The sequence below is a fragment of the Stenotrophomonas maltophilia group sp. RNC7 genome (assembly GCF_030910085.1).
Classification (GTDB): Bacteria; Pseudomonadota; Gammaproteobacteria; order Xanthomonadales; family Xanthomonadaceae; genus Stenotrophomonas; species Stenotrophomonas sepilia.
Window position 1 is genome coordinate 40,069 of sequence record NZ_JAVFVN010000947.1, and the last position, 14,220, is coordinate 54,288.

Below are 14,220 nucleotides of genomic sequence, written 5' to 3' on the forward strand. Positions count from 1 at the left end.
GCATGGCTCGACGTTACAGGCGCCTGCCGCCTCGTTGGCATCGGTGTCGGCTGAAACCATCGTGCCGTACCGCCGCCAGCCCGTGGCAGAATCGGGCGATCTGCCATTTCCCATGTTGCCGATGTCCTCGATCACCGCTGCCGCGCCGCCCGTGAATTCCCCCCGTCGTGTGCTGCTGGCCAGCCTGATCGGTACCACGATCGAGTTCTTCGACTTCTACATCTACGCCACGGCCGCGGTGCTGGTGTTCCCGCACCTGTTCTTCCCGGACAGCAGCGAACAGGCAGCCCTGCTGCAGTCGCTGGCAACCTTCGCGGTGGCCTTCATCGCACGCCCGGTTGGCTCGGCAGTGTTCGGCCATTTCGGCGATCGCATCGGCCGCAAGGCCACCCTGGTGGCTGCGCTGCTGACCATGGGGCTGTCCACGGTGCTGATCGGCCTGCTGCCGACGCACGCACAGATCGGTCTGTGGGCGCCGGCGCTTCTGGCGCTGTGCCGTTTCGGCCAGGGCCTGGGTCTGGGCGGGGAGTGGGGCGGGGCAGTGCTGCTGGCCACCGAGAACGCACCGCCGGGCAAGCGTGCCTGGTACGGCATGTTCCCGCAGCTGGGTGCACCGCTCGGCTTCCTGCTGTCGGCCGGCATCTTCCTGGTGCTCGGCCGTTGCCTGAGCCAGGCCGACTTCCTGCAGTGGGGCTGGCGCATTCCGTTCGTGGCCAGCGCGCTGCTGGTCGGCCTCGGCCTGTGGGTGCGGTTGAACATCCACGAGACCCCCGACTTCAAGCAGGCGCTGGAGCGCAAGGCGCCGGTGCGGCTGCCGATGTGGACGGTGCTGCGTGACCACCCGGTGCCGATGCTGCTGGGTACCCTGGGCGCGTTCGCCACCTTCGTGCTGTTCTACCTGATGACCGTGTTCAGCCTCGGCCACGGCACCGCGGTGCTGGGTTACAGCCGCGAGCAGTTCCTGCTGATGCAGATGGCCGGCATGCTGTTCTTCGCGCTGGGCATCCCGCTGTCGGCGCGCTATGGCGACCGCTGGGGGACGCGCCGCACGATGATCGTGGCCAGCGTGCTGATCATCGGTTTCGGCGTGCTGTTCGCGCCGCTGTTCCAGCCGCACAGCCCGTGGCTGGTCACCGCCTTCCTGTGCCTGGGCCTGTTCCTGATGGGCCTGACCTATGGCCCCTGCGGTACCTTCCTCGCCGAGATCTACCCGGTGGAGGTGCGCTACACCGGCGCATCGCTGTCATTCAACCTGGCCGGCATTCTGGGTGCGGCACCGGCGCCGTACCTGGCCACCTGGCTGGCCGAACGCTTCGGCCTGGTCGCGGTCGGCTACTACCTGTGCCTGACTGCGGCAGCGACGCTGTGCGCGCTGGTGGCACTGCACCGGCGCGCACAGCGGTTCAGCCAAAGAAGCGCTTGAGCGTGCGTCCCAGCCAGCCACCGCCCTGGTGCTCGCGGGTGAACTGGTTCAGGTGCGCCTTGACCTGTTCGGCATAGGCCTGATCATCGCCGCGGATGTGGTTGAACAACCAGCGCGAGAGCATGGTGCGCAGTTCGTCGCTGATGTCCTCGCCGGCCTGGAAGCGCAACCGGTACTCGGCCACGCGCTTGATGAAGATCTCATGCACGCGCTTGTGCGCTGCACAGAACGGGTAGCCCGCCTCCTCCATCAGCTCTTCCTCGAACGCGAAGTGCGACATGGTGTAGTCGACGACTTCGTCGATCACTTCACCCACCGCTGCACGCTGCAGGCTGGTCTGCGCCACGTGCAGGTGGTTGAGCATCTCGATGATGCGGCGGTGTTGTTGGTCGATCACATCGATGCCGATGTTCAGATCGTCCTGCCAGACAAGTAGTGCCATCCCCGGCTCCCCTTCATGCGTATGTCGGGGCCGACTGTAGAGCTGCCGTGCGGGAACGGCGTTGATCTGGATCAAAGCGAGCCGGTCAGGTCAGCGCAGGCTCGCGTGGACGCAGCGGGCTGGCCACCGTGGTGCAGCTGACCCGGTTGCGGCCACCGGCCTTGGCCAGGTACAGCTGGCGGTCGGCCTCGGAGATCAGCCGGTGCAGCGCATCGCGCTGCGGGCGCAGGCAGCACAGGCCGATGCTGACCGTCATGCGCAGGGTAGCGGTGCCGATGTCCACCTCCAGTGCGGCGATGCGCTGGCGCAGCTCCTCGAAGTACAGCAGCGCCTCGTCCTGTTCCATGTCTGGCACCAGCAGGCAGAACTCCTCGCCGCCGAAGCGCGCGATCAGGTCGTGGCTGCGTGCATGCGCGGTCACCGCGCCGGCCACCGCGCGCAGCGCGTCGTCGCCTGCTTCGTGGCCATGGGTGTCGTTGATGTGCTTGAAGTGGTCGATGTCGATCATCGCCACCGCCACGCATTGGCCGTGCAGCTGCAGCTGCGGCAGCTGGCGCTGGCTCTGCTCCAGGAAGAAGCGGCGGTTGGGCAGGCCGGTGAGGAAGTCGCGGGTGGCCAGGTCCTGCAGGGTGCCGATCAGTTCCAGCTGGTCCACGTTCTGCGAGACGCGGCAGAAGAACTCCTCGCGCGAGAACGGCTTGCGCAGGAAATCGTTGGCGCCGTTCTTCAGGAAGCGCGGGATCAATGAGGCGTCGGTATTGCCGGAGATGCCGATCACCGCCACCTTGTCGCGCGAGCGCAGGGTGCGGAGGCGACGGGTGAATTCCACGCCTTGCATGCCGGGCATTTCCTGGTCGACCACCGCCAGGCGGATCGCCGGATGCGCCTCGATAGCAGCCAGGCCCTCGTTGCCGTCGGCGGCTTCGTGCACCTCATGCCCATACATCCGCAGCAGGGCGGCGGCATAGCCACGCGCGGACGGCGAATCGTCCACCACCAGCGCGGCGATGCGCCGGTTGCGTTCCAGCCGCTGCACCAGCCATACCAGGTAGTCGATGCTGCCGGGGGTGTTCTTCAGCACGTAGTCGATGATCTGCTGCTGCAGCACGCGCTTGCGCAGGTCCTCGTCGTAAACGCCGCTGACCACCACCGTCGGCAGGTCGCGCTTGAGGAAGAATTCGACCACTGCATCGCGGTCGCCGTCGGCCAGCACCAGTCCGGTCAGCACCAGGAACCAGCCTCCGCCTTCGCTGAGCAGCCGGTCGGCCTCGGCCAGGGTGGAGGCGATCACCACCGGCAGTTCCAGGCGCTGCTCGATGGCTTCGCGCAGCATGCCGGTGAACGCACGGGAGTTTTCGACCAGCAGGATCCGCTGCGGCAGCGGATCGGCCAGGTCGCCATCGACGGCGGCCTGCGGCAGCACGGGCATGATGCGGTGGCTCACGAGGGAGGGACTCGGCACGGATAGCGGCGGTTTCGGGTGTAACTTTAGCGGGGCAGTATGCCCTGCGTGTCGTTCGGCGATCAGGCGGGCGATGCGAATGACGCCGCTGTGCCCGCAATGGATTCGTGCAGGACGAGCCGGAGCCGGTTGCCACGGCAATGCACCGTACCGCCGTAGGCCATTATCCGGCCGGCCAGACGCTCCGTGGCCTGCTGAACGGTCCCACTCGACAGCGTGCAACTGCGGTCAAGCAGGCCCACGACCACCACAATGCCGCGGCGGTCGCCAGCCTGGCCGCTGCGGGCGCGCACGCTGACCTGTCCCGACTCCAGCTCCAGCAGCAGCGACACCGCCTCGATCAGCGAGCGATAGATGGCGAGCTGCAGGTCAACAGTCAGCAGGCAGGGGTTGCCCTCCAGCCGAGGCGGTATCACGCGATGGGAGTTGTCCCAGTTCTCGCATGCGCCGCCAACGCGCAGCGCGATATACAGCCCAACCTGCTCCAGCCCCGTGGGGTAGACCAGACTGGCCTGTTCACGGAACAGCCGCGAGTGCACGGATGAGGCGTGCTGCAGGCTGTTGGCCACCGCGTGATGCCCCTGCGCCTTCAGCCAGCTGACCATCTCGCCGAGCGAGCTGTCCATGCCTTCGCCGAGTTGCTTGAGATGGGAGGCGCGCTCGCGAAGTTCACGCTCACGGATCTGATGCGAACTACGTGCCAAGCGCAATGTGGTTTCCTCAGCCAGTCCACGGGACCGTGCACGCTCGTGGTGATAGCTGATGCTGGATCCCAGGGCGAGCAGTGCGACACTCATCACGGCCATGTTCTGCTGGGTGGCGAAGGTGCCCAGGTCGAACGAGGACGGTAGGCCGGTGCTGGGAGTGGCGAAATGGAGTGGAAGGTTCAACAGCGGAATCGCGATGGCAGCGCCACGCCACCCATGCATGAAGGTCAGGGCGATCGCCGGTAGGGAGGACAGCAGCACCAGGTGGGTGCGTGTGGTGTGGGCGCTGATGGCCGTAAGCTGCATGCACAGGGCCAGGACCAGCATCACCAGGATGGCCGTGACCGTAGGTGCAGCAAAGCGGCGCGTCCAATTGGGAGCCGCGTCTCGTCGCGACCAGAGGAATGCCAGTGGCACGAGGGTAATGATGGCGGCGAAGTGGCCAAAGATCGTGCGATCAACTGCGCCAAGCAGGTTGCTCGGCGGCGGGTTCGACCACAGGGCGAATGAAATGCCCATATTGAGAGCCGGGACGAACAACGCCGTGCAGAAGGTCAGCGACAGCAGCCAGAGGCCGGCGGCGGACTCCGATGGCATTCTCATGCGGTGCAGGTGGACCACCAGCATCGCCATCGGCATCAGCAGCGTCGAGGCCAGGATGACCCAGGCCAGGCCGTAGCTGTCGATCATGGGGATGCGCAGGGTTGCGAAGTAGGCGTACTCGCCAAGCAGCAGGTAGGGCCACAGGCGGGTCGGGACGATCAGTAGTGCCGCTGCCCGGATGCCCGCAGGCAGGAAGAACTGATCCAGCGAGTACTGACGCAAGGAAAGGCAGCTCAGGGCGTAGACGGCCGCGAGTGCGATTCCGACGGGTCGTATCCGGAAGCTCAGTTCAATCGATTCATTGAATCGCTCCAAGCCCGCGCCTCTCGTCTCCCGGCCAATGATGACTGGCCACTTCCGTAGACATTATCGACAGTCGGAGAAGGGCGCAATCGAGGTGCGTGGCTTCCCCTTGTGCTGCAATTGCCGGCTTCCTGCGCTTCGTGGCCCTACACGGTCAGCAGTGCGTCGGCATAGCCACCAGCGGACGGTGAATCATCCACAATCAGCGCGTCCTCGGTTCGATCACGTTGCAGCCGTTGCACCTGCTACGTTCGGCAGTTGATGCTGTCCACTGTGTTCACTATCGCGCAATCGACAATGTCCTGCTGTTACACGCGCCTGTCCAGGTCATTTGTCGCAGATGCAGCTGACCCGCACCGTGGGCGGGTTTCGCTACGGGTATTGGCGATTTCGGCCGCAGCTTCGGCGTGGCATGGGTTTGTATCGATCCAGTGGATTATGTCCGACAGGCACTGCGGAGTCTGCCCGGTATATGCTGACGTGATTGGCGGTAGCATCCTTCTTGATCCGTATTGCATCCAACCTGGAGGTTAGTGTGAGAAGTTTCCGAATTCATGCATGTGCTGGTGCATTGATGTTGGTGCCGGTATCCGTTTTTGCTTTTGCCCCGAGTGACGACCATGGAATCAAGATGGCCGGCCAAGGACTCGGCCAGTCGATTCCGCAGGCACAGGACCTGAGCGTGGATCCCGGCTGGTTGGTCTATGGGTTCGAGCGCGATGGCATGGATTATTTCCAGGTAAACGATCTCGCGGGCCACGTGCACATCGTGATCGGCAATGCTGCGGGCACGTTCTGGGTACTGCCGGCAGGTGACCCATCTGCGAAGGTGTCGTTGCCTGAGCAGCGCCTGCCTGTTCCCGCCAAAGCCACCAGGACGGTTGTCTATCGGTCCCCCGCATTCACACTGGTCAGATATGCAAGCGGAGCTGATGTCTTGTGGGCGGTAGAGGCACCCTGATACCGCCTGTTGCCGGGATATCGGAGAGCTTCAGTGTCAGACCGCATGGGCACCCGGATGTTCGCCGGGTGCCCATGACGCCTTTGGCCAGCGGATGAGCGGGACGTTTATGCGATACCGCTGCGTTGGTTCGATCCGATCGCTTGACTGTGAATGCACTACTGCAGCGCAGAGGGTGCAGGGCAGCTGTACCGTGATGGAGTACTGGGCTGTGTCTCAAGTTTTGTTTCACGGTCGAGGAACAGGATCCTGACCCGGTTGCGATAGCAGTCAACGGTCCCGTCATAGGGCAGGGTTCGCCCGGTCAGCCGCTCGAACGCTGCCATGGTTGTCTGCTGGGAAAGGCGCCGACGCGACTCCAGCAGCGACACGACCATGAGAATTCCGCGCCTGGAGCCCATTCTGCCGCATCTTGCACGAATGCGAATCTGTCCACCTTCATGCTTGAGAAGAATGGAGACCGCATCAATGAGTGTCCGGTAAGCGGCCAACTGCAGTTCCACGCTCAGGTTGCAGGGGTCGCCTTTCAGATCAGGGCGGAGAACGCGCTCCGTCAGCTTCCACGACTCACGGATGCCACCAGCCTGCAAAGCCACGTAAAGACCAAGATGCTCCAGGCCCGAGGGATAGACCATGCTTGTCTGTTCGCGAAAGAGCCTCGAATGTACATTCGAGGTATGCAGAAGGCTGCTGGCCACTGCGTGATGTCCCTGGGCCTTGAGCCAGTCGGCCAGTTCCACCAGTGACGTATCAATGCCGTCGCCGAGCTTGCGAAGGTGCAGGGCACGCTCACGCAGCTCCATCTCGCTGGCCAATTGCGAGCTCCTCGCAAGATGGATGGCGTCCCTTTCCCCCATCTCGCGCAGCCTGTAACGATGGTAGAAGTGGGTGATGCGTGATCCGAGCAACAGCAATACGATGCCGCTGATCGCCATGATCTGCTGGGTGATGAAGGCCGCGGGATCGAATGCGCTGGGATGGGTGTTGGGCGTGGTCAGACCGATGACCATGTTGAGCACCGGTACTGCAAGGGCGGCACCCTTCCAGCCATACAGGCAGGTAAGTGCGGCCGCGGGGAGTGCCAACAGCAGCAGGAGCGTTGCCTTCAGCGCAACCCCGTCTGCGGGCAGTTGAGTTGCTGCTATCCCGATCAGGAGCATCGATGAAAGTGCCGCCAGCATCGGGGTCTTTCGTCCAGCGTTCCACTCCTGCCCCACGTCCTGTCGCGCCCACAGCATGGCGATGGGGGCCACCGTCAGAATGCCGATGAAGTCGCCCACGCTGTAACGCGCCGCACTGGTCAGGAAGGGCGTGGAAGGGGGTGTTGGCCAGAGCAGATGGGAAAAGCTGAGGTTCAGCAGCGTAACTACGACGCTGGAAGCGGCGGCAATCAACAAAAGGCCGATCGTCTGCGACTCCGCCATCAGTCGCCGTTGCAGCTTCACAATCAACATCACTGCGGGCATGAGGAACGCGGAGGCAACAATGACCCATGCCAGGCCGTACTTCTCGATCATTGGCACGCGGGACTGTGCAAAGTACGCATATTCGCCCAGCAGCAGATACGGCCACAGGCGCGGCGGGCACAACAGTACGGCCGCCACCCGGATGCCGGCTGGCAAATAGAACTGATCCAGCGACAGCTGTCGGGTTGCCCAATAGGCAACTGCATAAAGCAAGGCAAGCATCAGGCCAGCCGGACGAATGCGCACCTTCAGCAACAATCCTTCTTTCCACCAGTCCAATCGCACGTCCCCCTCTCCTGCGTGTCCCCTGTCAGCTTCCATTCGCCGCGAGGCCCGGTTTCTCAGGACGTTATCGGTCTGCGAACGATTATGCAATTGCACAGCGGCGCATTTAGGTAATTGACCAACCATCCATCACACATGTTGCGTGAAAATCTGTGACGTGTGCAGCACGATCAGCGCTGCGGTGCGCTTGTCAGAACGTTCAATACAGGTGGAGATGCAGAATCTTCACCACAACGCATCCCGCAGCTTGTACCAGGACATCGCCGCCACCAGCAGCGGCGTGCGCAGCAGCCGGCCGCCGGGGAAAGGCGCATGCCGCAGGCGCTGGAACACGTCCAGGCGCTCACTCTGGCCTGCAATGGCGGCGGCGATCACCTCGCCGGCCAGCCCGGCGGCGGCCACCCCATGGCCGGAGAACCCCTGCGCGAAGTACAGGTTGCCGTCCAGCCGGCCCCAATGTGGAGCGCGGTTGCGGGTGATGTCCACGTAACCGCCCCAGACCTGCTCCAGCGGCACATCGGCCAGTTGTGGAAACACCTGGTGCATGCGCCGCTGCATCACCCCGCGCAGGCCGGGTGGGGGCAGCGCCGAGTAACTGGCGCGGCCGCCGAACAGCAGCCGGTGGTCGTGGCTGAGGCGGAAATAGTCCAGTGCCCACGCGGTGTCGGCCACGGCCATGTTGTTGCCGATCAGGGCGCGGGCGCGCTCGGCCCCCAGCGGCGCGCTGGCGCCGATATAGGTGCCGACCGGCATGATCCGGCGTTCCAGGTCGGGCAGCAGGCCCTGCAGCCAGGCATTGCCGGCCACCACCAGATGCGCAGCGCGCACGCTTCCCTGCGCGGTATGCAGGGTGGGCTGCGGTCCGCGCTGCACGCGGGTCACTGCGGAGTTCTCGTGGATCACCACGCCGGCCGCACGTGCCGCATCGGCCAGGCCACGCGCATAGGCCAGCGGGTGCAGGTGCGCGCTGTGCGGATCGAACATCGCGGCGCGGTAGCGCGGGCTGTCCAGCTGTGCGCGCAGGGCATCACGGTCCCACCACTGCATCGGGTAGTCGTAGTGGCGCTGAAGATGCTCGCAGTTGGCGCGCAGGTCGCGCTCATGGCGCTCGCGGATGGCGACGCTGGCGTGGCCCTCCACCCAATGGCAGTCGATACCATGGCGGTCGATGCGCCTGCGCATCGCCTGTACTGCGTCGCGCGACCAGTCGAACAGGTGGCGCGCATCGTTACGGCCGAGCTGACGCTCCAGTTCGTCCACCTCGCAGCCATAGCCGACCAGCGCCTGGCCACCATTGCGGCCGGACGCGCCCCAGCCGATCCGCTGTGCGTCCAGCACCACCACGCGTTGGCCACGCACGGCCAGTTCCAGTGCGGCGGTCAGGCCGGTATAGCCGGCGCCCAGCACCGCAACGTCGGCCTGCACCTGCCCCTGCAACGCGGGCAGTGCGGGCGGTTCGGGCAGGCTGGAGGCATACCAGCTGGGCGGAAAGGCGGCGCTCACTGCAGGCCTCGCGGGTGCAGTGCGGGAGGGCGGAGCAGGGCAGGTCGATCAGCGTTCACCCCGGTAGTTTCGCCGATGCGTGGCAGCTGCGGTGTGACGGCAGCGACTTGCCGCCGTTGCCAGGCGACGGGTAACGTGTCGGCACGCCAAGGAGTCTTCCCATGCGCCGCCTGCCCTGGGTGGGCCTGCCCACCGACAGCACCGTGCTCGGCCACCACCGTTTCGCGGTGGCCGGCGAGAAGTACGTGCGCGCGCTGGCCGAGGCGGCCGAGGTGACCCCGGTGGTGTTGCCGAGCCTGCAGCCACCGTTGCCGGCCAGCGACTGGCTGCTTGGGCTCGATGGCCTGCTGTTGACCGGCGCGGTCAGCAATATCGAACCGCAGCACTACGAAGGCGGCCGCAGCTGGCCAGGCAATCCGCATGACCCTGCCCGCGATGCCAATGCCTTCGCGCTGCTGCACGAGGCGCTGGCGCTGGACCTGCCAGTGCTGGCGATCTGCCGGGGCTTCCAGGAGTTGAACGTCGCACTGGGCGGCAGCCTGCATCCGCAGGTGCATGCGGTGCCCGGCCTGGCCGACCATCGCGAAGACCCGCAGGCGCCGGTGGACGTGCAGTATGGGCCGGCCCATGCGGTGACCCTGGCCGCCGACGGCTGGCTGGCGCAGTGGCACGGCAGTGGCCGCGCGCAGGTCAATTCGGTGCACGGACAGGGCATCGCCCGCCTCGCGCAGGGCCTGGAGGTCGAGGCCATGGCCGATGACGGACTGGTCGAGGCAGCGCGCAGCCTGCACCATGGATTTGTGCTCGGCGTACAGTGGCATCCGGAGTGGCGTGTCACGCAGACGCCGTTCTATCACGCTATTTTCCGTGCGTTCGGCCAAGCTTGCCGGCAGCACCAACAGAACCGACTGGATTCCCGATGAGTTCCCGAACGCGCCCGCGCAAGACGGCCACGCCCCCCGCACCGCAGGAAAGCAGCCTGCTGCGCTGGCTGAAGGAGCGGCGCATCACCGAGGTGGAATGCCTGGTGCCGGACATCACCGGCAACGCCCGCGGCAAGATCATTCCTGCCGACAAGTTCTCGCACGACTACGGCACGCGCCTGCCGGAAGGCATCTTCGCCACCACCGTCACCGGCGAGTTCCCTGACGACTACTACGAGCTGACCTCGCCGTCGGACTCGGACATGATGCTGCGCCCTGACCCGGATACGGTGCGCATGGTGCCGTGGGCGGCCGATGCCACCGCGCAGGTCATCCACGATTGCTACACCAAGAGCGGCGAACCGCACGAGCTTGCGCCGCGCAACGTGCTGCGCCGCGTACTGGCGGCTTATGCGGAACTGGGCCTGCGCCCGGTGGTGGCGCCGGAGCTGGAGTTCTTCCTGGTGCAGAAGAACACCGACCCGGACTTCCCGCTGCTGCCACCGGCCGGTCGCTCGGGGCGCCCGGAGACCGCGCGGCAGTCGTACTCGATCGACGCGGTCAACGAGTTCGACCCGATCCTCGACCTGATGTACGACTACGCCGATGCGATGAAGCTGGACGTGGACACGCTGATCCACGAATCCGGCGCAGCACAGCTGGAGGTGAACTTCACCCATGCCGATGCGATGGACCTGGCCGACCAGGTGTTCCTGTTCAAGCGCACCATGCGCGAGGCGGCGATGCGCCACGGGGTGTACGCCACGTTCCTGGCCAAGCCCATGGAGAACGAGCCCGGTAGTGCCATGCACATCCACCAGAGCCTGGTGCGGGTGAGCGATGGCAGCAATGTGTTCGCTGGCGAGACCGATGCCGAGGGCGAGTTCAGCCCGGTGTTCGGCCACTACCTGGGCGGCCTGCAGAAGTACGCGCCGCAGGCGATGGCGTTCTTCGCGCCGAACGTGAATTCCTACCGGCGCCTGGTGTTCGGCGAAGTCTCGCCGAGCAACGTGCACTGGGGCTTCGACAACCGTACCTGCGGCCTGCGCGTGCCGCTGGATACGCCGGAAAACATGCGCGTGGAGAGTCGTTTCGCCGGTTCCGACGCCAATCCGTACCTGGCAATGGCGGCCACCCTGGCCTGCGGCCTGCTCGGCATCCGCGAGCGGCTGGCGCCGGACGCGCCGGTGACCGGCAGCGCGAAGGAACTGGGCTACAACCTGCCGCGCTCGCTGGGCGAGGCGCTGGACGGGTTGGAGCAGTGCAGCGAGCTCCAGGCCCTGCTGGGCGAGCGTTTCTGCCGCGCCTACATCTCGGTCAAGCGCAAGGAATACGAGACCTTTTTCCGCGTCATCAGCTCGTGGGAGCGCGAGTTCCTGCTGCTGAACGTCTGAGCATCTGGAATAGAAAAATCCGCCGCCGGGGGGTAGGCTGGCACCCGTCGCCGGCTCCGCCGGCCCCCCTTCCCGCATTCTGGAGCACCCGATGAAGCTGCGTATCCTCACGCTCGGCCTGGCCTCCGCCATGCTTGCCGCCTGTGGCGGTGGCAACGGCGGCGCGCAGGACAGCCAGGTCCTGAACGTCTACAACTACAGCGATTACATCGCCGAGGACACCATTCCGACCTTCGAGAAGGAGAGCGGCATCAAGGTGACCTACGATGTGTTCGACAGCGATGAGATGGTCGAGACCAAGCTGCTGGCCGGCAACAGCGGCTACGACGTGGTGGTGCCGACCCTGAACTTCTTCGGCCGCCAGATCCAGGCCGGCGTGTTCCTGCCGCTGGACAAGAGCAAGATCCCGAACCTGGACAACCTCGATCCGGCGGTGATGAAGCGCATCGCTACCCAGGACCCGGGCAACCAGTACGGCGTGCCGTACATGATCGGCACCACCGGCATCGGCTACAACGTGGACATGCTGAAGCAGCGCTTCGGCGGCAGCACCGATGTCGCCAACAGCTGGGACCTGGTGTTCAAGCCGGAGAACATCAGCAAGATGAAGGACTGCGGCGTGACCATCCTGGACACGCCGGCCGACATGATCCCGATCGCGCTGCATTACCTGGGCCTGGATCCGCACAGCGGCGACCCGGCCGAACTGCAGAAGGCGGCCGACCTGCTGAAGTCGATCCGCCCGTACGTGCAGAATTTCCACTCCTCGCAGTACGTCGGCTCGCTGGCCAATGGCGGCACCTGCCTGGTGGTCGGCTGGTCGGGTGACATCATCCAGGCCCGCGACCGCGCCGAGGAAGCCAGCAATGGCGTGCACGTGGCTTATTCGATCCCGAAGGAAGGTGCGCCGCAGTGGTTCGATATGCTGGCGATCCCGAAGGACGCCAAGCACCCGGAAGCGGCTTACAGGTTCATCAACTATCTGCTGGAACCGAAGGTCGCCGCGGCCAACACCAACTTCATCCACTACGCCAACCCGATCCCGACCGCGACACCGCTGGTGGACGAGGCGATCCGCACCGACCCGACGATCTACCCGCCGGCCGACGTGGCCGAGAAGATGTTCACCTACTCGATCAACACGCCGGAGACCGACAAGCTCTACACCCGGCTGTGGACCGAGGTGAAGACCGGCCGTTAAGCCGGTCTGGCGGCGCCGGGCCTTGCCCGGCGGCCGCCTTGCTTCACCGCTTCACCGTGCCGGAATCGGTACCGTCGGCCTGGTCAAGGTGCCTCAGGATGGCCGGCAGCAGGTCGCGTGCATCGCGGCCGCCGTTGCACAGGAACGACGAACTCATCCGCTGCAGGTTGTGCATGCCGATGAAGAACAAGCCCGGTTGCGGGGAAACGCCAAACTCGCCCAGCGGATAGCCGTGGGCATCCAGCGCGCCCTGCACATCGAGCCAGGGCCATTCGGCGACGAAACCGGTGGCCAGCACCACCGAGCGGATGCCTGCCGTCTGCAGATCCAGTTCATCCGGGGCTATGTCCGGCTCCCAGTGCAGATAGACCTCTTCGGGAATGTAGCGGGCATCGTCGGTGCGCGGCTCGGGCCGCGTGGCGTAGTACGCGCTGGCCAGCGAATCGAGATAGGCGTACTCGGCGCGCGTCGCCTCGATCGCGGTGCGAAGTTGCGGGCGGACATCGGCGAAGCGGGCGGTGTTTCCATTGAATTCCTGCAACCGGCCCAGCAACCTGATCCCTGCGCGGTGCATCGCCAGCAGGCTGATCGAACTGCCCAGGCCGGCGCGTCCCTTGCCGGAAATCAGGGGGAACTCCGCGGTGCGGGCCTTGCGCAGCGCGTCCGGCTCGCCTGCCAGTACGGCCGCCGATTGGCTTACGTGTTGATGGATGCGCCCGGCCATGTCCCACCAGGTCATCGAGTCCTTGCCGCGCAGCCGACGGGTGTGCGAATGACGATCGGCCAATGACCAGTACACGCTGCGACCACCGTCGCGCAGGTCCTGGGCGATCTGCGCGCCGGACTGGCCGCCGCCGATGACCAGCACCGCGCCCTCGGGTAGCTGGCCGGGACTGCGGTAGTCGCTGGAGTGCAGCACGGTGAGGCCTGTTGCGGGCGCGAAAGGGGCCCGGGGCAACCGCGCCCGGCGGTATTCACCGGTGGCGACCACCACCGCCTGGGCATGGATCAGCCCCCGGCTGCTGTCGATGGCATAGCCACCGGACTCCGGCCCGACCCGATGGACCACGCACCCCTCGCTGATCGGCAACGCGCGCTCGTCGGCATAGTCGCGCAGCCGTCGGATCACTTCCGGGGCCCCCATGAACCCTTCCGGGTCATCCCCGGCATAGGCATGGCCATGCAGGGCCATCGTCGCGTTGGCGGTGTTGGTCTGGAACGAATCCCAGCGCCGCCGCCAGCTGGCGCCCACGGTTTCGGCCTCCAGCACGCGATGCTCGACGCGGACCTCCTGCAGGAGCGCGCTGAGGGACAACCCGGCCTGGCCGGCGCCGATGATGACCAGCGGCAGCCGTGCAGGCAGGCAGCCCGGCAGGCGGGGCGGGAAAGGGGAGGGGCTGTCCGGGGAAATCACCAGGGGCGGTCCATGCAAGGCCTAGATGCGGGACATTGCGCGGGGAATGTCCGGGGCTTTCAATGGATCCCGTTCTGAAAAATGTTGCAGATCGGGCTGCCGCCCGCAGTGTCTGGCCGGGACGGCTGCAGGG

At 65.5% G+C, this 14,220-nt stretch carries 11 protein-coding genes; 5 read left to right on the top strand and 6 right to left on the bottom strand.

Going from position 1 to position 14,220, the window contains the following annotated elements:
* The first annotated feature begins 121 nt into the window (after positions 1–121).
* On the top strand, positions 122–1,423 hold the full coding sequence (locus RCF13_RS24025; RefSeq protein WP_134968430.1) for an MFS transporter: 1,302 nt from the start codon (positions 122–124) through the stop codon (positions 1,421–1,423).
* Here the strand turns inward: RCF13_RS24025 and RCF13_RS24030 are convergent.
* The 3 genes from RCF13_RS24030 to RCF13_RS24040 form a co-directional block, all read right to left on the bottom strand.
* Entirely contained in the window at positions 1,404–1,865 is a 462-nt protein-coding gene (locus tag RCF13_RS24030; protein ID WP_049416324.1) for a bacteriohemerythrin, read from the bottom strand. The genes RCF13_RS24025 and RCF13_RS24030 overlap by 20 nt on opposite strands.
* 85 nt (positions 1,866–1,950) lie before the next feature.
* Positions 1,951–3,294, bottom strand: a complete 1,344-nt coding sequence (locus RCF13_RS24035) for a diguanylate cyclase (RefSeq protein WP_049416322.1) — start codon at positions 3,292–3,294, stop codon at positions 1,951–1,953.
* Positions 3,295–3,389: 95 nt separating this feature from the next.
* Positions 3,390–4,952, bottom strand: coding sequence for an MASE1 domain-containing protein (locus RCF13_RS24040; protein WP_134968423.1), 1,563 nt, complete (start codon positions 4,950–4,952; stop codon positions 3,390–3,392).
* Between the two features lie 562 nt (positions 4,953–5,514).
* Here RCF13_RS24040 and RCF13_RS24045 point away from each other — a divergent pair.
* Positions 5,515–5,901, top strand: a complete 387-nt coding sequence (locus tag RCF13_RS24045; protein ID WP_229298531.1) for a hypothetical protein — start codon at positions 5,515–5,517, stop codon at positions 5,899–5,901.
* 158 nt (positions 5,902–6,059) lie between these two features.
* On the opposite strand, the gene RCF13_RS24050 is transcribed toward RCF13_RS24045, so the two are convergent.
* Together RCF13_RS24050 and RCF13_RS24055 are read right to left on the bottom strand one after the other, a co-directional pair.
* A complete protein-coding gene (locus RCF13_RS24050; RefSeq protein WP_134968424.1) occupies positions 6,060–7,652 on the bottom strand; it encodes an MASE1 domain-containing protein in 1,593 nt (530 codons plus the stop codon).
* A 225-nt stretch (positions 7,653–7,877) separates the two neighbouring features.
* Positions 7,878–9,116, bottom strand: a complete 1,239-nt coding sequence (locus tag RCF13_RS24055; RefSeq protein ID WP_231352747.1) for an FAD-binding oxidoreductase — start codon at positions 9,114–9,116, stop codon at positions 7,878–7,880.
* Between the two features lie 200 nt (positions 9,117–9,316).
* Here RCF13_RS24055 and RCF13_RS24060 point away from each other — a divergent pair, with 200 nt between their 5' ends.
* From RCF13_RS24060 to RCF13_RS24070, 3 genes are all read left to right on the top strand, one after another.
* Positions 9,317–10,078, top strand: a complete 762-nt coding sequence (locus tag RCF13_RS24060) for a gamma-glutamyl-gamma-aminobutyrate hydrolase family protein (RefSeq protein WP_061478518.1) — start codon at positions 9,317–9,319, stop codon at positions 10,076–10,078.
* Positions 10,075–11,472: a glutamine synthetase family protein gene (locus RCF13_RS24065; RefSeq protein WP_049416306.1), complete on the top strand. Its 1,398-nt coding sequence runs from the start codon at positions 10,075–10,077 to the stop codon at positions 11,470–11,472. Before RCF13_RS24060 ends, RCF13_RS24065 begins: the two co-directional genes overlap by 4 nt.
* Before the next feature lie 91 nt (positions 11,473–11,563).
* Positions 11,564–12,673, top strand: coding sequence for a polyamine ABC transporter substrate-binding protein (locus RCF13_RS24070; RefSeq protein ID WP_134968425.1), 1,110 nt, complete (start codon positions 11,564–11,566; stop codon positions 12,671–12,673).
* Positions 12,674–12,716: 43 nt separating this feature from the next.
* Here RCF13_RS24070 and RCF13_RS24075 read toward each other — a convergent pair whose 3' ends face one another.
* The gene (locus RCF13_RS24075; protein ID WP_231352643.1) at positions 12,717–14,105 is read right to left on the bottom strand and encodes an NAD(P)-binding domain-containing protein; all 1,389 of its coding nucleotides are present in this window, start codon (positions 14,103–14,105) and stop codon (positions 12,717–12,719) included.
* Between the last annotated feature and the right edge of the window lie 115 nt (positions 14,106–14,220).